The sequence below is a fragment of the Proteobacteria bacterium CG1_02_64_396 genome, from assembly GCA_001872725.1.
Classification (GTDB): domain Bacteria; phylum Pseudomonadota; class MNWR01; order CG1-02-64-396; family CG1-02-64-396; genus CG1-02-64-396.
The window spans coordinates 14,835-35,231 of sequence record MNWR01000081.1 but is presented as its reverse complement, the minus strand read 5'-3'; the positions used below and the strand labels follow the sequence as shown (position 1 = coordinate 35,231).

Sequence of the window (20,397 nt, the reverse complement as noted above, 5' to 3'; positions counted from 1 at the left end):
GCTATTTGCCCAGCTGTTGAAGAATGTAGAGCTGGTAGAACACGCTCAAGGGCTGGGTAATCAGAGAGAACGAAGGCATCAACTTCTGGATGTAGGCATTCCAGTTGTCGATCGGACCGGTCGGCACCAAAACGATGTCATTGTTCTCAAGCAGGACGTTCTGACGTAGATCCCCCTCTTGCAGCAGACGGTTGAAATCGACCGCCAAAATGACGGGGCGGTCCTCCACCGTTCGCACCACCCGGACTTCGCTTAAATCGGCCGACGGTTTCCAGCTATCGGTCCGGGTTAACGCCTCTAAAAGATGAATTTGATCCTGGAAAGAGACGATGCCGGGCTTGTTGACCTCCCCCAACACAAAGATCTGGTTGGTGGTCATTTTCTGGGAGGGGACGATCACGGTATCGCCAGCATCCAAAACCAAATCCTGACTTTGGTCCCCCTCGTACATCGCTTTGTAAAGATTCACCACCATGGTCTTTTCGCCACGGCGTACCTGCACATGATTGAGGTCGGCGTCGCTGGTCGGCCCCCCTGCCCGGGAAATAAACTCAAGCAAACTCTCCCGCCCCGACATTTTGTAAGGGCCAGGGCCGGTCGGTTGGCGCAATAACGATTGCACACTGCCGAACAGGGTCACCACATGGGCTTTATGCTCCTTGACCTGAACATCGACCCGGGGATTGCGCACAATGTTGGACAACCGCTCGGTAATCACTTGGTCGATATCGGAAGGGGTCAACCCCTCCACCTTCAGTTTGTCGAAGTAGGTGAATGAAAGGGTGCCGTCGAACAACACCTCGGGGGTGAATGTGCTTCCCTGACTCCCTTCCCATAACGTGATGGTTAGAACATCACCAGGGCCGATCTTGTATTCGGGACGCCCCTCAACCATTTTGAAGATCTTGTTTTCGAGGATCGACATCCCATCCGCCGTTTGGCTGGAGCGGGGTATCGCGGCATCGCGTCGACTCACAGGCCGACGGAACATCTGCACCTCCACCCTCCGGTTTTGCCCCCATGCCTGTTCATCATGCCCTTCGACCAAGGGGTTTTGGTCCCCCAGCCCCTGCACCTTCATGCGCGAGGACTGCACCCCCATTTTGGCGATCAGATTGGCGACCGCTTGGGCACGCGCCAGCGACAGTTCGTGGTTGGAGGCAAAACGCTCGGAGTGGATCTGCCGTTCGTCGGTAAACCCGTCGATATGCAGTTCAAGGGAAGGATCGGATTCCAGATCCTTGGCCCACCGCTGGATTCGCAACTTGGCGGCCGGTTGTAGTTCGGCAATACCCGCATCGAAATAAACCCGTAGCGGCTCGCCCACGGTCACAGGCGTCAGATCCTCGTCGATCTGTACCTCAACCGGGGAGGGTTGCCCCTCGGACAACACCGAAAGGCCATCCCTATGGAACACGGCAAATACATCGAGCCGTTGGTTGCGCGAACCATCGGCCAGGGTTAAATCGTCCACAATGCCCCGGTCGGGCAACCCCATATCGACGCGCTGGAAACGACCACCGTCGTTGCGCCACTGCCAGAGCCCCTGGCCTGAAATCGAGCCTGCCAGGACATCCAGGTCGCCGTCCCGATCTAAATCGCCAACCCCCAGCGGGCCGAAGCTGCCGTTGACGGTTAAGATCTTCTCCTCCCAACCGGAAGGCGAATCCCCCCCCTGACGGAACAAGCGCACTCCACCCATATATGCGGTCGTTACCAGATCCAGACGTCCATCCCCGTCCATGTCGGCGGGGATCACCTGAACCAAATCACCCTCCGCCAAACGTTGACGCACCTGCCAACGACCGTCCCCATAGCCACGCCACAGAAATAGCCCTCCGTCGTTTCCCCCTGCGGTGGCCACCAAGTCGGGGACCGAATCGCCATCGATGTCGTCGACAACCACCCCGTGGAATAACCCGGTAACGGCGGGGCCAATGTTGCTCCCCCAATGCCCTTGCCCCACGTTGGGCCACACCTGAATGCCCCCCTCCTGGCTGCGGGTGGCATTAGGGGCGATCAGGTCGAGACGACCATCGCGGTTGATGTCAGCCAAGGCGATTTGCGGATAACGCCCCACCCGCGCCGGACTTTCCAGGGGGTGCCACCGCCGTCCAAAATCTTGGTTGCGCCAGAGCAATAAACCTGTGGTATTGCCCTCCACCCCCACAGCCAGATCCAAACCACCGTCGCCGTCGATATCACCGAGGGCCAAGCTAATGACCGTGGCGTCCACCGGAAAACGATTCCCGGGACGCCACGTGGTGCCATCGACATTCATCCAGATCTGCACCGCCTCGGGCCCTTGCTCGGAACCAACCACCAAATCGAGCAGACCGTCCCGGTTCAGGTCGCCCACCGCAATCGCCTTAACCTTCTCCCCCAATTGTGGGGCGAAATCGGTCCAACGACTGGCTGTGTTCCCACGCGATGGATCCTCCATCGTCGGCCTCGGCAGAGTGGGGTAACACCCTGCCAACAAAACCGCAGCCAGTACGACCGGCCATGTCACGCGCAGAAAACGCACCTGAAACCCCTTTTATATCAATGGGCGTCGAACGTCCGGACTACGGAAAACCTTGGGAGACAGAGTCCACCATGGCAACCCCGCTCCATTTTCGATTGCCATCCCACTCGCATGCCTAAAAGTAGAAACAGCATTAGGATGTACCCACAAGACCTTGAAAACAAGAGTTATATGGCCTATAACACACCCACTTGATTCGTGATGTACATTACCGCCCTTGCCCAAAGACGTATTCACCCACCCCCGGGGCTCCTCCAATTCGCTGCTTCGAAGGACGAGGCTGTCATGTATTTGAGTTATTGGGGACTACAACGCCCCCCCTTTGAGAACGTGGGTCGGCCTGAGTTTTTCTTCCGCTCTCAGCAGCACGAAGAGGCTTTGGCCCGCATGCTGTATGCGGTCACACAGCGTAAAGGGGCATTTTTACTGACCGGAGATGTCGGCTGCGGTAAATCGACCGTGATCCGAGCCATGATCGCACGTATGGCCGAAATGCGGATCGACCTGGCGAACGTCACCTACCCAAAATTATCGGCCTCCGATCTTTTACAAGAGATCTGTCACCAATTTTCGAGCGATTGCCACGACAAACTCAGCGCCCTGCGCGGCCTGCGCAAGGTCGCCCAAGAAAATCACCACAGGGAGCGCCACACGGTTGTGGTGCTTGACGAAGCACAAGTCATCAACGATCCAGAGGTCTACGAAGAGCTCCGATTGCTGCTCAACGAACAGGATGAATCCGGTTTCTTGATGACACTTCTGTTTGTGGGGCAACCCGAGCTGCGTGGCATGATCGATGCGATACCGCAGTTTTCGCAGCGGATCGGAATTCGATACCACCTCCATCCCATGGATTTTATGGAGACCGCCCGCTACATCGTCCACCGCCTGAAAATCGCTGGTGGCAGCCGTCCCCTGTTTACCCGCTCGGCGGTTGAACTGATCCACCGAGCCGCCAACGGCATCCCCAGGATCATCAACAACATTTGCGATTTGGCCTTGCTGTTGGGCATGAGCCTTCAGGCTAAGGTTATCGATCAAGACACAGTACTTAGGGTACTGGAAGAAGAGGGGATCGTTCCCCATGGCCAAGCCAACCCTGCGCCTTCGTGATTGGCTGTTCGAGGGTGAAAACCCTGCCGATGCCAACACTCAGACGCCCCTCCGGGCGGTGGTAGCCCCCGAGCAGGGGCAGGAGGATTGGTCCGCCCTTTTTGCAGATGAACCCGGACCGCAACCCCTGGAGTCCGAAGAGGGGTTGTTCTCGCCCGAGCCCCAATCGGATAGGGACAACCCGAGCCAACAACATACTGTTCAGGATTGGGACGCAGGTATTGCCGCCCATCCCCAAACGTCGCAAACCCCGCCCCCCCTGTTTGACGCCCCAACAAGCCGCGCCCCGTCGCGGCGAGAACCACCACCCATCGTCGCTGCCCCGGTCGAGCAGCCTATTTTTCAAGCCTCTCCAACTGCTACCCACAAGCCAGAAGCCCCTCTAAAAACCGCTGCGGTGATTCCTCACCCCTTCGGACTGCCCGAAACCCTGTTCGGTGGAACGTCCCCCCACGATGATGCAGCGGAGGTTCCAACGGTTGAACCGGCCGCTCCACGACGCACCACCCTGTTTGGCAGCGCCCCAGCTCAAGTTGAGCCCCAGCAATCGTCTCCCCCACAGGTCCCCCCTCCAGCGCCCTCTGCGGTCGTATTGCCGCCGATCCCGGAAACCCCTGAAGAACAGGCGTTGGCCATCTGGGAAATTGTCGGCCCAGAGGGGCTTCCCCACTCCATCGAGGGGTTGGTTTCGGCCTTTGCCCAGCAGTTGATTGCCCTGCTGCTTGCTATCCATCGGGGGGAGATCATCCCCCACGGCGCCTTTTTGCCGGTGGTGGATCAACTGCTCAGCTTGCTTGAGAAACAGCCGGATCAGATCCAAACCCTGGAGCAGATCCTGCTTGAAAATCCCATCGAGAAGCTGGCCCTTCCCCCCGTTCAGGGAGAGAACGACAGGGCAATCATGGAGGATCTGACGCTGCATCTGCTCAACGTCACCTTTTATGTCTACAAGGTGGGGATGGAGGTCCTTGATCCCCATAGTCTGAGGCTTGCGGTGCGGGCGGCAGCTATTCACGACCTGGGGATGGCACGTCTTCCGGTGGGGTTGTTGGTGGAGCGGGGGGTATTCAGTCAGCAACAGCGGGAGATGATGCAGCTCCACCCCTTGGAGACCCAGGATCTGGTCCGAACCATTTATCCCGACGAGCCGGAATTGGCCGCATTGGTGGTTCAGGAGCAAGAGCGATTTAATGGTTCGGGCTATCCGGCCCATCTAACCGGCGAGGCGATCCATCCGGCTGCGCGGTTGATCGGGTTGATCGACACCTTCGAGGCAATGATCCATCCCCGCCCCTACCGCAAGCGTTTACTGCCGGTCGAAGCGGTGCAGCGGATTGTGCGCGAACTCAAAGGGGTGTTCGACCCGAGGCAGGTCAAGGGGCTCATCAACAACATCTCGGTCTTCCCGATGGGGACTTACGTCCAGCTCAACACCAAAGAGGTGGGACGGGTGGTTCAAACCTATCGGGACTCGCCGCTACGCCCCAGGATCGAGGTGCGTTACAACGAGGCCAAACAAAAGCTCTCTATTCCACGGACCATCGACCTGAGCAAAACCCCACTGATCTTCATTACCAAGTCGCTGTACGCCGAAGATGTGGAAGAGAGCATCCGCGGGGGTTAACCCCCTTCAAGCAAAAGTGCAATGGCAACAGCATCGAAACGGTGTTTGGCGATGACCGCCCCGGCAGCATCAAGCAACACCGGGATTTCCCATCCCCAACGTGCGACCAGATCGGGGTCAGTGTCGATGTCGATCTCGGAGAAGGTCAGCCCCATACACTCCAGCACCTGACGGGCTTCGTGGCAGAGATGACAATCCTCGCGCCCCAGCAGCACCACCCCCCCCTCACCCATCGTTTTGCCCCCGTTGTTCCCAAATCGCCACGGCGGTGGCCATTCCGGCGGCGTGACTGATCGAGACGTGCCAAATCCCCCCACCCGCCGCTTGAAACGTCTCCTGGGCCACCCCGAAGAGCTCGATGCTCGGGGGGGTTCCCCGTCCACCCAAAACCGCCACGTCGCGCCAACCGATCCCCTTAGGCGCCTCCAAACATTTAAAGACCGCCTCTTTAACCGCCAAACGTCCGGCGATGTGTTCGTGCAACCGGGCCGGAACCATCCCGGCAAAACGGTGCTGTTCTGCATCGGTGAACAGCCGCCTGGCCGCCCGTTCAGGAAAACGGCCCCACCAGCGTGCGATCTGTGCCACCGGTACCAAGTCGGTTCCGACCGCCCGAATCACGCCCCCCCCTTTGCGGCCTCGATCATGATCCGCTTCATGCTGGCCACCGATTCCTCCATGCCGGTCATAACGGCGCGGGCGACGATGGCATGGCCGATATTGAGCATCTTGATGCCGGGTAGGCGGCAGATGGGGGCGACGTTGTGATGGGTTAGTCCATGACCGGCATGGAGGGTCAAGCCCAGCCGCACCCCCTCTTCGGCGGCCTGGTAGAGCGCCTCATATTCACGGGCCCTCTCAGCGGGGGTGGTGGCATCGGCGTAACGTCCGGTGTGCAGCTCGACCACCGGTGCGCCGACCGCCGCTGCGGCGGCCAACTGGCGGGGATCGGGATCGAGAAACAGACTGACCCGGCTGCCGACCGCGCTCAAGGCGGCAATCGCCTCTTGCAAACGAGAGATTTGACCGGCGGCATCCAGCCCCCCCTCGGTGGTCAGCTCTTCACGTTTTTCGGGGACCAAACAACACTCGGCAGGGGGATGGGCGCAGGCGAAGGCGAGCATCGCTTCGGTCGCCCCCATCTCTAAATTCAGCGGTACCTCGATGGTGTCGAGCAGAAGCAGAACATCCCGCTCTTGGATGTGGCGGCGGTCTTCACGCAGATGAACCGTGATCCCATCCGCCCCCCCCTTCTGGGCACGAAAGGCAGCCTCGACCGGATCGGGGTAACGGGTGCCCCGGGCTTGGCGCAGGGTGGCGACATGGTCGATGTTGATGCCCAGTTGAATCATGGCGTTGCCTCAAATAAGCGTGTTTACAGGGTGCGGTCCTCAAAAGCCTGCCCAACCCAGTGGCGCAGCACCTCGGCGGCCCCTTCGCCTGTGCCCCCCTCGACCAGATTGCGCAGGGCTCGCCACCGGTGGGGTGCCAGCGGTTGGGAAGCGCAACGGGGGCAGCCCAACCCCTGACGCAGCAATCCGGGGGGCGGGTCATCGTGCAACGGGGCGCCGCATCGCACGCAGCGGGTTAAATCGGGGGCCTGTCCAGCGGCCTGAAGCAGCCGCCACGCCAGGCGATGGCTCACCTGCTCCCCCCCTCGCCCCTCAAGTAGCGACAGGTGGTAGGCGGCGATCAAATCGAACAGACCGGCATCGGGGTGCCAATCCACCAGCTGCGGGTGACACAGTCGTGCCAGCAGGCGTCCCCAGGCCCGCCCCTTGGCGGGGTCGGCCAAAGCGATGCCCTCGAGCCCCAGCTCCACCTCTTCGATCAAAAATCGGTGATGCCCCATCGCCCCCCACACCAACACCCGGTTGGCGGGGTGAAGCAGGGCATCGCGGCGTCCACCGCTGCCGTACAAAACCGCTTTGACCCGACCGTGCAGGCGGGTGTAGAGGGTGAGCAGAAGCTGGATCTCGCCAAACGACTCCCGCTCCAGGACGAAACCGTCCAGTTCCTCTTTGCGGCTCAAGCGCCGTCCATGAAGCCCAACTGGGCCAACAGATGGCCACGCTCGTCCCACCCCGCGTGGACCTTGACCCAAAGTTCCAAGAAGACCGGACGCTCCAGCAGCTCCTCGATATCGGCCCGAGCCTTGGCCCCCACATCCTTGAGTACAGCCCCCCCTTTGCCGATGACCATCCCCTTGTGGTTGTCTTTGGCGACCCAGATGGTGGCAGAAATTTCGGTACGTTCGGCCCCTTCCGAGAATTTCTCGACCTCCACCGCCACCGAGTAGGGAAGCTCCTCCTGCAGAATGAGAAAAAGCTTCTCGCGCACGATCTCCGAGACCAGGAAACGCAAGGTGACGTCGGTGATTTGATCCTCGGGGAAGATCGGGGGCGACTTAGGAAGCGCCGAAATCCACAAGTCGACCAACCCCTCGGCGCCGTCCCCCTTCAGGGCCGACAGGGGGTAAAGGGTCGCCTGAGGGTAACGTTTGCCCAATTCCAGCAGCAGCGGCAGCAATTTGGGTTTGGCGACTCGGTCGACCTTGTTGAGCAGGATGGTCAAGGGGCGCCCCCCCTTGGTCAGCCGGTCGAGCAGCACCTTGTCGTATTCGCTCACCCCTTGAGCCACATCGACCAGAAAAGCGACCAGATCGACCTCTTCCGCGGCCCGCATGGCGGTGGCCACCATCATGCGGTGCAGCCGCGACTGCGCCTTGTGCAGACCGGGGGTATCGACCAAAACCAATTGCCCCCCCTCGCGGTGCACCACCCCGGTGATGCGGTTACGGGTGGTCTGCGGTTTGGGGGTGGTGATGGCGATCTTCTGCCCGACCAAACGGTTCAGAAGCGTTGACTTGCCGGCGTTGGGACGACCCAGCAGGGCGATGGCACCGGCGCGGAAATCGGGGTTGGGGGTATTCATTAAGTCGCTCATGAGTGGCCTTCGATCAGTTCCAGCGCCAACCGGGCCGCCTCTTGTTGGGCATTGCGTTTGCTGCCGGCAGTCGCCTGGGCCACCTCGGCCCCGTCGATCCAGACCGAAGCGCGAAAGAGCGGTTTGTGATCGCTCCCCCCCGGTTGCTCGATCCGGTATTCGGGCAGGGGGCGCCCCTGCCCCTGGAGCCATTCCTGCAATTGGGTTTTGGGGTCCTTCACCAGCCTGGCCAGGGCGGCGGGCTGCAACCGTTCGCCCCACCAGGCCAGAATCAACCCTTGTGCGGTGGCCAAATCGCGGTCGATCCGCACGGCGGCAAGGTAGGCCTCTAAGGCATCGGCCAGAATCGAAGGTTTGTACCGCCCTTTGTCGTGCTCTTCGGTCGGCCCGAGCACCAAATGAGGCCCCATGCCGACCTCGCGGGCAATTTCGGCCAGGGTTTCGCGGCAGACCAACTGGGCCCGCATCCGCGACATCGCCCCCTCGGCGATGGGGGGCTCGACCCGGTAGAGCGCCTCGGCAATGGTGGTGTTGAGTATCGCATCTCCCAGGAACTCAAGCCGCTCGTTGTGGGGCAGATTTTCGGCGGAGCGGTGGGTCACCGCCTGGCGAAACAAGGCCGGATTGTGGAAACCCGCAGGATCGATACGGGGGGTCGCCATCACTTGATGGGGACGAAAAAGCGGTCGGTACGCAACCCCCCATCCAGGTGATCCCACGACCACCCAACCATCTCGGCCCGACCGATCAGGTTGGCTTTGGGGACAAAACCCCAATAGCGCGAATCGTTGGAGTCGTCCCGGTTGTCACCCATAACGAAAAAGTGGTCGGGGGGGACATGGAAGGGGCCGCGGTCGTCGGCAAACGCCTTGGGATTGAGGATCAAGGTATGGGGCGCCGCCTCGGGCAGAGCCTCTTGAAAAGAGGCGGTGTCGATGGGGCGGCCGTAATGATCGAGGTAGCGGAAGTGGCCGCTCGGGTTGGCGCCGACCTCTTGCCCGTTCACATAGACCCGTTTGTTGCGGTATTCGACCGTGTCGCCCGGCAGGCCGACGATCCGCTTGATGAAGTCTTTGTCGGGCTCGCGCGGGTAGCGAAAAACGATGACCTCGCCCCGCTGGGGCTGGTGATCGTCGAGCAACCAGGTGTCGGTGAAGGGAACCCGCAAGCCGTAGGAGTGCTTGTTGACGAAGATGTAGTCCCCCACCAGCAGGGTGGGAATCATCGATCCGGAGGGGATGCGGAAGGGTTCGACCAAAAAGGTACGGATCGCCAGGGCGATCATCCCGGCCACCAGCAGCGCCTCGATCCAATCGAAGGATTTGTGCCGGTCGGGGCGGCGCAACGCCCTGGCGATGCGGTCGACGGCCAGCCATGTCGCAGCCACCACAACGATGGCGATCAACAGTACGATCCAGTCCATGCCCTACCTATGTATTCAAGTTTGTTCGCGATGAGGCCCTATCGAGGGGCTCGGTAGGGGGGATCAACGATCCTCCCCAAGTTGAAGGACGGCCAGGAAGGCCTCTTGAGGAATTTCGACGTTCCCCACCTGCTTCATCCGCTTTTTGCCTTCTTTCTGCTTTTCAAGCAGCTTGCGCTTGCGCGAAATATCGCCGCCATAGCACTTGGCCAACACGTTTTTGCGCAGTGCCTTCACCGTCTCGCGGGCTACCACCCGGCTGCCTATGCTCGCCTGAATGGCGATCTCAAACATCTGCCGGGGGATCAGCTCCTTCATCTTGGCAGCCAGCTCGCGGCCTCGGTAATAGGCCTTGTCTTTATGGACGATGATCGACAGGGCGTCGACCGGCTCGCCGTTGATAAGAATGTCGAGTTTAACCAGATCGCCGGGACGAAAATCGAGGGGTTCGTAATCGAGACTGGCGTAACCACGGGTGATCGATTTCAGCCGGTCGAAGAAATCGAGGACCACCTCGTTGAAGGGCAACTGGTAACTGAGTTGCACCCGGGTTTCGGTGATGAAGGCAAGGTCTTTTTGGATGCCTCGCCGCTCTTCGCACAGAGCAATCACCGCCCCCAGGTAATCCTTGGGCAGGAAGATATTGGCGGTGATGAAGGGTTCCAGGATGTGGTCGATCCGCCCCGGATCGGGCAAATCGGCCGGATTGTCGACCTCGATGCTGGTGCCGTCGGTCAACACCACCTCGTAGACCACGGTGGGGGCGGTGGTAATCAGCTCAAGGTTGTACTCCCGCTCCAGCCGCTCCTGGGTGACATCCATGTGGAGCAGCCCCAAAAAGCCGACCCGAAAACCAAACCCCAGCGCCGCCGAGGTCTCCGGCTCCCAAGCCAGAGCCGCATCGTTCAGGGTCAGTTTTTCAAGCGCCTCGCGCAGGTCGCTGTATTGGGCTGAATCGACCGGGTAGAGCCCGGCGAAAACCATCGGCTTGGCCTCGGCAAAACCGGGGCAAGGCTCGCTGGTGGGTCTGTCGGCCCGGGTGACGGTGTCGCCCACCTTACAGTCGGCCACCTGTTTGATCCCGGCGATAATGAAGCCGACCTCACCCGCCTTGAGTTCGGCCAAAACCTGGGATTCGGGGGTAAAGATGCCAACGCTCTCGACCTGAAACACCCCCCCAGCCGCCATCATCTTGATCTTGGTCCCCTTGGCGACCCGGCCGTCGTAGACCCGCACCACCATGATGGTGCCGACGTAAGGATCAAACCAAGAATCGAGGATCAACGCCTTGAGCGAAGCATCGAGATCCCCTTGCGGGGGGGGTAGGCGGTGAATGACCGCTTCTAAAATATCGCGAATGCCGATGCCGCTTTTGGCGCTGGCGCGGATTGTCTCTTCCTTCGACAGGCCGACCAGATCCTCCACCTGCTGGGCCACCCCTTCGGGATCGGCTGCGGGCAGATCAATCTTATTGAGCACCGGAATCAGCTCTAGATCGTGCTCCAACGCCAGGTAGACGTTGGCCAGGGTCTGAGCCTCGACCCCCTGGGAGGCGTCGACCACCAGCAGCGCCCCCTCGCAGGCGGCGAGCGAACGGCTGACCTCGTAGGTGAAGTCGACATGGCCGGGGGTGTCGATCAGGTTGAGCTGGTAGGTCTTGCCGTCCTGGGCGGGGTACATGAGCCGGACGGTCTGCGCCTTGATGGTGATCCCCCGCTCCCGCTCCAGATCCAGTTTATCGAGAACCTGGGCCTTCATCTTGCGTTGTTCCAGCGAGCCGGTGAACTCGATCAAACGGTCGGCCAGGGTCGATTTGCCGTGGTCGATGTGGGCAATGATGGAGAAATTGCGGATGGTTTCGAAAACCATGGGATACCGAAGGGGGGAAGAGACGACTTAAAAGGGAGAAGGCCCGGGAAATCCGGGCCTTCCATCGATCATACACAATGCGGGAACCCCAAAATCAAACCGCAGGTTCCTCGCTCTCGGGCTCGTCCACATCGCCTGCATCGTCTTCGGCATCCAGATCGAGGTCGGCGTCGACGTCCAGATCCTCATCGTCGTCATCCTTGTCTTCAACCTCGGCAACCGCCTCCTCCAGCACCACCTTACGGCGACGCCCACCCATGTAGGCAGGGATGGGGGCATCCTTCTGGTTGGCGTTGCAAACCGGGCAGATGGCCTCGATGGAGGAGCTCCCCTCGGGGTTGAGGTCGTAGAACGCCTGATGGCATTGGTAGCAGGTGTACTTCTTGCCGTATTGGGTGGCACTCAGCACGACATCCTCGGTAATCATCGCCTTGTCTCAAGCCTCTCGAACTCAATTCTTCAACCGCCAAAAGCGACGGCATGGGGGGTCCAAACCAAACCTTGCGGAAAGCGCCGGACTTTAACCGTCCGGCCCCCCGCCCGCAACGTCCCCGCCTCCCCTGTCGGCCTCACTCCCCGCGTCGCCCGCTTCGTGTTCGGCCACGATCCCCTCGTACCAGCGCGCCACCCCCGCCAGATGTCCCAATCGTTTCATGGGGGGGAGCGATTCGATGAAGATGCGGCCGTAATTGGCACGGCGCAGTCGGGGATCGCAGATCATCAACACCCCGAAGTCGTTGCTGTGGCGCATCAACCTTCCGGCCCCCTGCCGCAATTGGGTGACCGCCAGCGGAATCATCACGTCGACAAAGTCGCTGCGCCCCCGCTCCTTGACCTGGGCCATGCGCGCTCTCAGCACCGGGTCGTCGGGCGAGGGGAACGGAAGTTTGTCGATGATGAGGCAGCTCAAACTGCGCCCCTGAATGTCGACCCCCTCCCAGAAACTGCCGGTCGCCAGCAACACCGATTCGGGTGTGGCCCGGAACCGCTCCAGCAGCGCTCGGCGCGACCCTTGCCCTTGCGCCAGGACGGGGAAGTCCCAATCCTGGGTTTCGAACCACGCCCGCGCCTTGGTCAAGTGGCGATGACTGGTGAAGAGCAGCAACGCGTGCCCCTCGGTGGCCCGAACCAATTCCCCCATACGAGGCAGCAATTGGTCGATGTAGCGGGGATCCTTGGGGTCGGGCAGATCGGGCGGACAATACAGAACGGTACGATTGGGGTAATCGAAGCTACCAGGAACCACCAAGGTCGGGGTCGTTTCCCGGTCGAGCCCCACGGTGATCAAAAAGTGGTCGAATTTTCCGGCGGTGGTCAGGGTCGCCGAGGTCATCACCACCGTGGGGTAGCGGGCAAACAAGGTCTGACGAAGTACCCCGGCCACCTCGACCAGATGGCCGTGTAGGATCACCGACCGGGCACCCCGTTCGGCCCAATGAACCACCTCGGGCCGGGTACTGCTCTGGGAAAGACTCCCGACCCGATCGGCAAGCTCCTGCCCCCGCTCGGCCAGCTTGGCGATCTCTTCGGCCCCCTCTTTGCGCCGGTCGAGCAGATCGGCCAGATCGCTCAGCGCTTGGTGCCAATCTCCGAGCGCCTCGGGCAACTTTGGCAGTCGCTCGCGCAGCAATCCGATCTCCTCCTTGCCCTCCTCCACCCCGCTCGGCCAAGCGTGAATCACCTCTTCGGTGGCCTGATGAACCCGGTCGGCCTCGCGCAGTACAACCTCATCAACCCCCGCCTCAATGCCGAGCTTGCGCAGATCGCCGATCAGATCTCGGGTTTGCCATGTTGAGACCGAATCGCCAAAGACCACCGAGGTCAGGGGGGGCAGGTTGTGGGCCTCATCGACCACCACCATTGCAGCCTCGGGAAGAATCTGCCCGAACCGCCCCTCTTTCAGGGCTAGATCGGCCAAAAGCAAATGGTGGTTGGTGACGATCAACCCCGCCTCCATGGCGGCCAGGCGCACCCGGTTGAAGGGGCATTCGACGAAATCGGGGCATTCCCTTCCCAAACAGTTTTCGCGGGTGCTGGTGATCGAGCGCCGCCAGGGATCCTCCTCCGACAGATCGTGAAACTCGGCCAGATCCCCCTCGACGGTGCGACTGCTCCAATCGATCAAGCCCCGCAGGCGCAGCCGCTCCTCAAGGGTCATCACCCGGACATCGACGGTGGCGACCCACTGTTTCATCCGAAAGGGGCACAGATAGTTGGCCCGCCCCTTGAGACGAACCGCTTTGATGCCGGGGAAGAGCGGCAACAGTCGGGGCAGATCGGTTTCGAAGATTTGGTCTTGCAGGGTACGGGTGGCGGTGGCAACCACCACCGGACCGCGGGCCGCCAACAGTGCCGGCACCAGGTAACCGAATGTTTTACCGGTTCCAGTCCCCGCCTCGATGACCACGTGGCCGCCGGACTCGATGGCCCGGCCAACCGTCTGGGCCATGTCGACCTGACCGGCACGGGGCTCGAAACGGGCCACAGCTCGGGCAAGCGGCCCCTTGGGGGCGAGGAAGGATGCGATGGCGTCCGGAGTCATGGGCATTGGTGGTGCCCCCGACAGGATTCGAACCTGTGGCCTTCCCCTTAGGAGGGGGACGCTCTATCCATCTGAGCTACGGGGGCTTATAAGGTGGCCAGAATCACAATGTTCGGGCACAGAGGGGATCGACAAGGGGCGGCATTGTCGGGAGGGGGGCGGTCGTGGTCAACTTTGGGGGTAGCGCATGCCCCAATGTCGCAACCCTGACAAAACTGGACGGAAAATTGCCCTCGCAATATACAGAGACACTCACCGCGTGATGAAGCGCAGGTCATTTAAAAGGGATGGCACGCATTTCGCGCACCGCCAACCACCGACCTGTTTCTGTCCCATGATTCATCACCCCAAGGGTTTACCATCATGAAGAAAACAACCCCCGCACTCATCGCCCTCCTTGGCACGTCGTGTGCTTTTTCAACCCCCGTTTGGGCCGAGGGTCCAGCGCCTGTGCAAGCGGAGTCCTTGTCGGCACAAGAGACAATCTCCCAACCGGCCGATACCGCCAATCGCGACAGGGCCACCAGCGCCTCGACCCAAGGGGATCAAACCTCCGGCGGTGACGACGCAGCGTCGCAGGATCAATCCACCACCGGCACCGTTACCGTACCTACGGGACCGGCGACGACCAGCAACGTGGCATCTCCGGCGCCCAAAACCGTTGCCGACATCCCCCCGCCCCAAAAGGGCGGCCCTGAGATCGTCCTCGACGGCTCGGTTTGGATGGTTTCTCAGTATGTGTTGCGCGGCAACACAGCCTCCTCCGGGGTCACCCTGCAGGGAGTCTTTCAAGGACACAGCGGCCCTTGGAGCGGCGGGGTCTTTTTGTCGAGTTTCGACCGGCCCAACGTCACCGAGATCGATCCCAGGATCGAATTTACCGACCGCTATTTGGCCTGGGATGTCACCTACAAGGTCGGGGTGTTGGGCTTTTTGTACACCAACTTAAGCTCCCTGAATCAGGTTGACCTGTATGCCGGAGCCTCCTGGAAAGGGTACGATGCCACCCTGTACAAGACGGTTGCGGCGGGCAGGCTGGCCAATGCCGCCGATTGGTGGTGGGATGTGAGCCGAGGCATGACCATCGACGAGAAGACCCAGGCCCGGTTCGTTGTCGAGGGGGGGCGCGTTTACGGGAAAAACCGCGTCGTTTCCGATCTGGTAAGCACGGTTTCCCGCTCGGTCGGCAACGACCTAGAGGTTTTTGCCTCGGTGCAATTGGGACTGAACAGCAAGGTCGATCATATGCTTTGGTTCGGCGCATCGGTCGACTACTGATCGGCACAACAACAAGACTTAATAAGGGGAATGATGTGAAAAAGGTCGAAGCGGTCATCAAGCCTTTCAAACTCGACGAAGTGAAAGAGGCGCTCAGCGCCATCGGTGTCCACGGACTGACCGTGACCGAAGTTAAGGGGTATGGCCGCCAGAAAGGGCACACCGAGCTCTATCGCGGCGCCGAATATGTGGTCGATTTTCTGCCCAAGGTGAAGGTTGAGGTTGTGGTTTCGGCCGATCAGGTCGACGCGGCGCTCGACGCCATCGCCCAGGCAGCCCGGACCGGTAAGATCGGCGACGGCAAGATTTTTGTGACTGCAGTAGAGCGTGCCGTTCGCATTCGGACCGGCGAAGAGAACGAAGACGCCATCTGATTTGATGTCATCCACGCCGCTGAAGGTTCGTCTGGTTCAATCCAATCCCGTCGTTGGGGACGTGGCGGGCAACGTCGCGTCCATGGCGCAGGCCGTTGCTCAGGCACGCTGCGACCGGGTTGGTTTGATCCTGTTCCCAGAATTGGCGGTGTCTGGGTATCCCCCCGAGGATCTGGTGCTTCGGGGTGACTTTCTTGCCCTTTGCTGCGACGGCATCGCCCATCTGGCCGCTCAGATCCCCCCCGATATGACCGCCGTTGTGGGCACCCCTTGGCCTTGCCGCGAGGGGCTGCCCTACAACGCAGCAGTGGTCCTGCGGGGCGGGGAGGTCGTTGATCTCTACGCCAAGCGCAAACTCCCCAATTACGGGGTGTTTGACGAGGCCCGGGTCTTTCAACCGGGCGACCAACCGGTGGTGATTGAGGTGGGTGGTTGGCAGGTGGGAGTGACCATCTGCGAGGATGTTTGGCATAACCGAGGTCCGGCATTGGATTGCGTCCGCGCGGGGGCCCAGTGGATCGTCAACCTCAACGCCTCCCCCTTCCATGTCGACAAATGGGAGGAGCGCCGGGCGATATTAGAGGAGCGAGTCGCCGAAACCGGGCTGCCCATCCTGTACGTCAATCCGGTGGGGGGGCAGGACGAGCTGGTGTTCGATGGAGGCAGCTGCGTGCTGGGTGGCGACGGCACTCTGCGGGCGCTGGCCCCCCAATTTGCCGAGGCGCAACTCGACATCGAGATCGCCCCCGACGGAACAATCATCCCTCGTGCGCCGCTGGCCCCCATTCCTGAGCCAACCGACCGGTTGATCGAGGCGACGGTTTTAGGGCTGCGCGATTACGTGGGTAAGACCGGGTTCTCCAAGGTGGTTCTGGGGCTGTCGGGGGGGATCGACTCTGCGGTGGTGGCCACGCTGGCGGTTCAGGCGTTGGGGGCCGAACAGGTTACGGGGCTGATTCTTCCCTCCCCCTACACGGCGGCGATTTCGATTGAGGATGCCCTGGCGTTGGGGAGCAACCTAGGAATCCACACCGAAATCATCCCCATCGAGCCTGCGATGGCGACCTTGAGTCAAAGCCTGGGAATGCTCTGGCCCGAGCCCGTCGGAGGGACAACCGCCGAGAACATTCAGGCTCGATTGCGTGGCTTGATGGTCATGGCCTGGTCGAACCGGCACAGCGCGCTGGCGCTGACCACCGGGAATAAGAGTGAAGTCGCGGTCGGATACTGTACCCTTTACGGCGACATGGCCGGGGCCTTCAATCCGATCAAGGATTTGTGGAAGACCGAAGTCTTTGCCATAGCGGCGCGGTTGAACCATAGGTTGGATGGGGTTATCCCCAAGCGGATCATCATCCGCCCCCCTAGCGCCGAGCTGCGACCCGACCAAAAAGACGAAGACAGCCTGCCCCCCTACGCTGTTTTGGATCCGATCCTCAAACGCTATGTGGAGCAGGATATGCCCCCCGAGGCGATCATTGCCGAGGGGTTCGACCACGCGACGGTGCACCGCATCGTGCGCTTGGTCGATATCAACGAATACAAACGGCGGCAGGCAGCCCCTGGCGTCAAAGTTAGTCGACGCGCATTTGGGCGGGATCGCCGTTATCCGATTGCTCAACGATTCCTGGGGGGGCGTAACTAGCCCCCCTTGGTCCCTAGGTTTAGTTCCGGGCCTTTCACCCATCCAACATTGGAGGAGACCTCGATGTCCGACGCAGTCAGCAAGGTTTTTGATCTCATCAAGGAACACGACGTCAAGTTCGTCGACTTCCGCTTCACCGACAGCCGCGGCAAATGGCAGCACATCTCCGCCCCCATCCACATGCTCACCGAAGACACCTTCGTGGACGGTCTGGGATTCGACGGCTCCTCGATTGCCGGTTGGTGCGACATCCACAACTCCGACATGTTGTACATCCCCGATGCCGGCACCGCGATGATCGACCCCTTCTTCGAGGCCCCCACCCTGGTGATGACCTGCGACATTCGGGATCCCTACACCGGTGAAGGCTACGAGAAAGACCCTCGCGCCATCGCCAAGCGTGCCATGGCCTACCTGCAGTCGACCGGTGTGGCCGACACCGCCTACTTCGGCCCCGAGTCGGAGTTCTTCCTGTTCGACGACGTCCGGTTCGGTGCCGACATGGGCCACGTCTTCTTCCGCATCGACAGTGAAGAGGCGGCCTGGAACAGCGCCAAGGAGTACGAGTCGGGCAACATGGGTCACCGTCCCGGCGTCAAGGGTGGTTACTTCCCTGTGCCTCCGGTGGATTCGAGCCACGAGATCCGCAACGCCATGTGCGAGGTGATGGGTCAGGTCGGTCTGCACGTTGAGTACCACCACCACGAGGTCGCCACCGCCAACCAGTGCGAGATCGACTTCCGCTTCGACACCCTGCTGCAAACCGCCGACAACCTGCAATGGTTCAAGTATGTGGTGCACAACGTGGCCCATCAGTTTGGCCGCACCGCCACCTTCATGCCCAAACCCATGTACGGCGACAACGGTTCCGGCATGCACGTCCACCAGTCGCTGTGGAAAGACGGCAAGCCCCTGTTCGCCGGTAATGGCTACGCCGGGTTGTCCGAACTGGCGCTGTTCTACATCGGCGGCGTCATCAAACATGCCAAGGCGATCAACGCCTTCACCAATGGGTCGACCAACTCCTACAAGCGTCTGGTCCCCCATTTCGAGGCCCCAGTGCTGCTGGCCTACTCGGGTCGCAACCGCTCCGCCTCGATCCGCATTCCCGCCTCCGGCAACCCCAAGGGGCGTCGCATCGAGGTTCGCTTCCCCGACTCGACCGCCAACCCCTACTTGGCCTTCAGCGTCATGATGATGGCCGGTCTGGACGGTATCCTAAACCGGATCGATCCGGGCCCGGCGATGGACAAAAACCTCTACGACTTGCCTGCCGAAGAGCAAGCCAACATCCCCCACGTCGCCACTTCACTGACCGAGGCGCTCAACGCGCTGGAGGCCGACCACGACTTCCTGCTGCAGGGCGGCGTGTTCAGCAAGACCACCATCGACTCCTACATCGCCCTCAAGCGCGAAGAGGAGCAGAAGGTTCGCACCGTGCCTCACCCGGTCGAGTATCAGCTCTACTACTCGGTCTAATCGAGGCCCCTCCGTCGGAGGGGCTCTTCCCCTCCCTGGCGGTTTTATCGAAAAGCGCGCCCTGGCTTGCCGGGGCGCGCTTTTTTTGTCTGCTGAAAAAATCAAGACTTGGCGTCACCTGCTTTGCGGTTGCTCCAAGAGCATCATCTGAAAATCATGTTCTGGTCGTACCAGCGATTCGATGCACGATTAGAAAACGTCGAATATGATCGCCCGGTGACCGCCCCCCCTACCCCAACAACCGAAGGAGCATGCCATGCCTACACGCGACAAGATGGATGTGGTTTGGAAACTGCGGGACGCCAAGCGCGCACACATTGGCTGGGTTTCCAACGCCCGGGCCATCATCGAAGGGATGCCGCTCCAAAAAGAGCAGGTGCCGATCAACGAAACCGAGTGCACCTTTGGGAAGTGGTACTTCGGCGACGGCCAGATGTTATCGCATCTACGCGAATACCAAGCGATCTCTGAGAGTCACGAGAAGCTGCACGGTCAGTACCTTGAGATCTTCACCCTGCTGTTCCAGAACAATCACAAAGAAAAGACCACCCTGTTCCAAAAGCTGTTCGGCTCCACCTCCGATGCTGGCGACGAACATCGCAACCAAGCCCGTGAGAAATTTCATTTTCTCAAGGAGACCTCGATGGAGATCTCCAAAAAACTCGATGCCCTCGAAGGGGTGATTCTGGCCATGGACGACGCCACCTTCCAGGCTCTGCGGTAATCACTCGCCGGACGGTTCGAATCGCGAATGGCCCCCCACATGGGGGGCTTTTTGTTGGGGGAAACATCATGCCGCTGCGCCAAGCCAACGGCATCGCCATGCGGTTTGAGGTGCAAGGCCAGGGTCGACCGCTGTTGCTTCTCCACGGTCTTGGATCTTGCCTTGAAGATTGGACCCCTGTTGTCCCCCTGCTGACCCCCCACTTTCAAGTCGTCACCTGCGACCTGCGGGGCCACGGCCAAAGCGACAAGCCGCCGCCCCCCTACAGCATCGCCCTAATGGCCACCGATGTTGCTGCCCTGCTGGACGATTTGAACCTCGGACCGGTCGACGTGGCGGGGTTTTCGTTGGGGGGGATGGTGGCTTGGCAACTGGCGCTCGACCGACCCGATTCGATGCGCCGACTGGTGGTGGTCAACGCCCTGGCGGACTATCGCGCAACCACCCTGCGGCGCCGTTTCGAGGCATGGTGGCGCATCGGTTTGGTTCGGCTGCTGGGAATGAAAATGACCGGGCGCTGGCTGGCCCGAAGGCTGTTCCCCAAACCCGACCAAATCATGCTGCGACGTGCCACTGCGGCACGTTTATCAAGCAACGATCCCCGCGCCTACCTCGCCACCTTAAGGGGTATCGCAGCCTGGAGCATGGCCGACCGCTTGCCTGAAATCGACCGCCCCACCCTGGTGATCGCCAGCGAGCACGACTACGCCGATCCGGCCCAGCATCAAGCCAACGCCAACCGACTTCCTCACGGCTCTTTTGCCCTGATCCCGCACACCCGCCACGCTTGGCCGCTGGAGGCACCGGAGGCTTTTGCCTCCTGCCTTGAGCGATTTCTCGGCGCGTAAGCGTT

19 protein-coding genes and 1 tRNA gene are annotated in these 20,397 nt (G+C 60.9%); 8 read left to right on the top strand and 12 right to left on the bottom strand.

The window, feature by feature from the left end:
- Position 1: 1 nt before the first annotated feature.
- Positions 2-2,443 (bottom strand): hypothetical protein, encoded by a 2,442-nt coding sequence (locus tag AUJ55_09585; GenBank protein OIO55903.1) that lies wholly within the window; start codon positions 2,441-2,443, stop codon positions 2-4.
- Positions 2,444-2,812: 369 nt separating this feature from the next.
- Here AUJ55_09585 and AUJ55_09580 point away from each other — a divergent pair, with 369 nt between their 5' ends.
- Together AUJ55_09580 and AUJ55_09575 are read left to right on the top strand one after the other, a co-directional pair.
- Positions 2,813-3,640: a hypothetical protein gene (locus AUJ55_09580; protein OIO55902.1), complete on the top strand. Its 828-nt coding sequence runs from the start codon at positions 2,813-2,815 to the stop codon at positions 3,638-3,640.
- Positions 3,641-4,268: 628 nt separating this feature from the next.
- Complete coding sequence (locus AUJ55_09575; GenBank protein OIO55901.1) at positions 4,269-5,264, top strand: hypothetical protein; 996 nt, start codon at positions 4,269-4,271, stop codon at positions 5,262-5,264.
- On the opposite strand, the gene AUJ55_09570 is transcribed toward AUJ55_09575, so the two are convergent.
- The 11 genes from AUJ55_09570 to AUJ55_09520 form a co-directional block, all read right to left on the bottom strand.
- Entirely contained in the window at positions 5,261-5,497 is a 237-nt protein-coding gene (locus AUJ55_09570; protein ID OIO55900.1) for a hypothetical protein, read from the bottom strand. The two genes, AUJ55_09575 and AUJ55_09570, sit on opposite strands and share 4 nt — an antisense overlap.
- The gene (locus AUJ55_09565; GenBank protein ID OIO55899.1) at positions 5,490-5,885 is read right to left on the bottom strand and encodes a hypothetical protein; all 396 of its coding nucleotides are present in this window, start codon (positions 5,883-5,885) and stop codon (positions 5,490-5,492) included. Before AUJ55_09565 ends, AUJ55_09570 begins: the two co-directional genes overlap by 8 nt.
- Positions 5,882-6,616 (bottom strand): pyridoxine 5'-phosphate synthase, encoded by a 735-nt coding sequence (locus AUJ55_09560; protein OIO55898.1) that lies wholly within the window; start codon positions 6,614-6,616, stop codon positions 5,882-5,884. Before AUJ55_09560 ends, AUJ55_09565 begins: the two co-directional genes overlap by 4 nt.
- A 23-nt stretch (positions 6,617-6,639) precedes the next feature.
- The gene (locus AUJ55_09555; protein ID OIO55897.1) at positions 6,640-7,296 is read right to left on the bottom strand and encodes a hypothetical protein; all 657 of its coding nucleotides are present in this window, start codon (positions 7,294-7,296) and stop codon (positions 6,640-6,642) included.
- Complete coding sequence (locus tag AUJ55_09550; protein OIO55896.1) at positions 7,293-8,210, bottom strand: GTPase Era; 918 nt, start codon at positions 8,208-8,210, stop codon at positions 7,293-7,295. The genes AUJ55_09555 and AUJ55_09550 overlap by 4 nt, the downstream gene beginning before the upstream one ends.
- On the bottom strand, positions 8,207-8,872 hold the full coding sequence (locus AUJ55_09545) for a ribonuclease III (protein ID OIO55958.1): 666 nt from the start codon (positions 8,870-8,872) through the stop codon (positions 8,207-8,209). Before AUJ55_09545 ends, AUJ55_09550 begins: the two co-directional genes overlap by 4 nt.
- Entirely contained in the window at positions 8,872-9,633 is a 762-nt protein-coding gene (locus AUJ55_09540; protein ID OIO55895.1) for a signal peptidase I, read from the bottom strand. The genes AUJ55_09545 and AUJ55_09540 overlap by 1 nt, the downstream gene beginning before the upstream one ends.
- A gap of 63 nt (positions 9,634-9,696) precedes the next feature.
- Positions 9,697-11,502, bottom strand: coding sequence for an elongation factor 4 (locus AUJ55_09535; protein ID OIO55894.1), 1,806 nt, complete (start codon positions 11,500-11,502; stop codon positions 9,697-9,699).
- Between the two features lie 94 nt (positions 11,503-11,596).
- Positions 11,597-11,929, bottom strand: coding sequence for a hypothetical protein (locus AUJ55_09530; GenBank protein ID OIO55893.1), 333 nt, complete (start codon positions 11,927-11,929; stop codon positions 11,597-11,599).
- Between the two features lie 93 nt (positions 11,930-12,022).
- Positions 12,023-14,050, bottom strand: coding sequence for a hypothetical protein (locus AUJ55_09525; protein ID OIO55892.1), 2,028 nt, complete (start codon positions 14,048-14,050; stop codon positions 12,023-12,025).
- A 3-nt stretch (positions 14,051-14,053) separates the two neighbouring features.
- Positions 14,054-14,130: transfer RNA gene (locus AUJ55_09520), tRNA-Arg, on the bottom strand.
- A gap of 379 nt (positions 14,131-14,509) precedes the next feature.
- On the opposite strand from AUJ55_09520, the gene AUJ55_09515 reads away from it, so the two are divergent.
- From AUJ55_09515 to AUJ55_09490, 6 genes are all read left to right on the top strand, one after another.
- The gene (locus AUJ55_09515; GenBank protein OIO55891.1) at positions 14,510-15,322 is read left to right on the top strand and encodes a hypothetical protein; all 813 of its coding nucleotides are present in this window, start codon (positions 14,510-14,512) and stop codon (positions 15,320-15,322) included.
- A 35-nt stretch (positions 15,323-15,357) separates the two neighbouring features.
- Positions 15,358-15,696, top strand: a complete 339-nt coding sequence (locus AUJ55_09510) for a transcriptional regulator (GenBank protein ID OIO55890.1) — start codon at positions 15,358-15,360, stop codon at positions 15,694-15,696.
- Between the two features lie 4 nt (positions 15,697-15,700).
- Positions 15,701-17,341, top strand: coding sequence for a hypothetical protein (locus AUJ55_09505; protein OIO55889.1), 1,641 nt, complete (start codon positions 15,701-15,703; stop codon positions 17,339-17,341).
- 63 nt (positions 17,342-17,404) lie between these two features.
- Entirely contained in the window at positions 17,405-18,820 is a 1,416-nt protein-coding gene (locus AUJ55_09500) for a type I glutamate--ammonia ligase (GenBank protein OIO55888.1), read from the top strand.
- A gap of 256 nt (positions 18,821-19,076) precedes the next feature.
- Positions 19,077-19,544 (top strand): hypothetical protein, encoded by a 468-nt coding sequence (locus AUJ55_09495; protein ID OIO55887.1) that lies wholly within the window; start codon positions 19,077-19,079, stop codon positions 19,542-19,544.
- 68 nt (positions 19,545-19,612) lie between these two features.
- On the top strand, positions 19,613-20,392 hold the full coding sequence (locus tag AUJ55_09490) for a hypothetical protein (protein ID OIO55886.1): 780 nt from the start codon (positions 19,613-19,615) through the stop codon (positions 20,390-20,392).
- Positions 20,393-20,397 lie beyond the last annotated feature (5 nt).

What these genes read in the sequence shown, in the direction of transcription:
- AUJ55_09585 (OIO55903.1), bottom strand. Translation starts at nt 2,443, where the DNA reads ATGGAGGATCCATCGCGTGGGAACACAGCCAGTCGTTGGACCGATTTC.
- AUJ55_09580 (OIO55902.1), top strand. Translation starts at nt 2,813, where the DNA reads ATGTATTTGAGTTATTGGGGACTACAACGCCCCCCCTTTGAGAACGTG.
- AUJ55_09570 (OIO55900.1), bottom strand. Translation starts at nt 5,497, where the DNA reads ATGGGTGAGGGGGGGGTGGTGCTGCTGGGGCGCGAGGATTGTCATCTC.
- AUJ55_09560 (OIO55898.1), bottom strand. Translation starts at nt 6,616, where the DNA reads ATGATTCAACTGGGCATCAACATCGACCATGTCGCCACCCTGCGCCAA.
- AUJ55_09550 (OIO55896.1), bottom strand. Translation starts at nt 8,210, where the DNA reads ATGAGCGACTTAATGAATACCCCCAACCCCGATTTCCGCGCCGGTGCC.
- AUJ55_09545 (OIO55958.1), bottom strand. Translation starts at nt 8,872, where the DNA reads ATGGCGACCCCCCGTATCGATCCTGCGGGTTTCCACAATCCGGCCTTG.
- AUJ55_09540 (OIO55895.1), bottom strand. Translation starts at nt 9,633, where the DNA reads ATGGACTGGATCGTACTGTTGATCGCCATCGTTGTGGTGGCTGCGACA.
- AUJ55_09535 (OIO55894.1), bottom strand. Translation starts at nt 11,502, where the DNA reads ATGGTTTTCGAAACCATCCGCAATTTCTCCATCATTGCCCACATCGAC.
- AUJ55_09530 (OIO55893.1), bottom strand. Translation starts at nt 11,929, where the DNA reads ATGATTACCGAGGATGTCGTGCTGAGTGCCACCCAATACGGCAAGAAG.
- AUJ55_09525 (OIO55892.1), bottom strand. Translation starts at nt 14,050, where the DNA reads ATGCCCATGACTCCGGACGCCATCGCATCCTTCCTCGCCCCCAAGGGG.
- AUJ55_09505 (OIO55889.1), top strand. Translation starts at nt 15,701, where the DNA reads ATGTCATCCACGCCGCTGAAGGTTCGTCTGGTTCAATCCAATCCCGTC.
- AUJ55_09500 (OIO55888.1), top strand. Translation starts at nt 17,405, where the DNA reads ATGTCCGACGCAGTCAGCAAGGTTTTTGATCTCATCAAGGAACACGAC.
- AUJ55_09495 (OIO55887.1), top strand. Translation starts at nt 19,077, where the DNA reads ATGCCTACACGCGACAAGATGGATGTGGTTTGGAAACTGCGGGACGCC.
- AUJ55_09490 (OIO55886.1), top strand. Translation starts at nt 19,613, where the DNA reads ATGCCGCTGCGCCAAGCCAACGGCATCGCCATGCGGTTTGAGGTGCAA.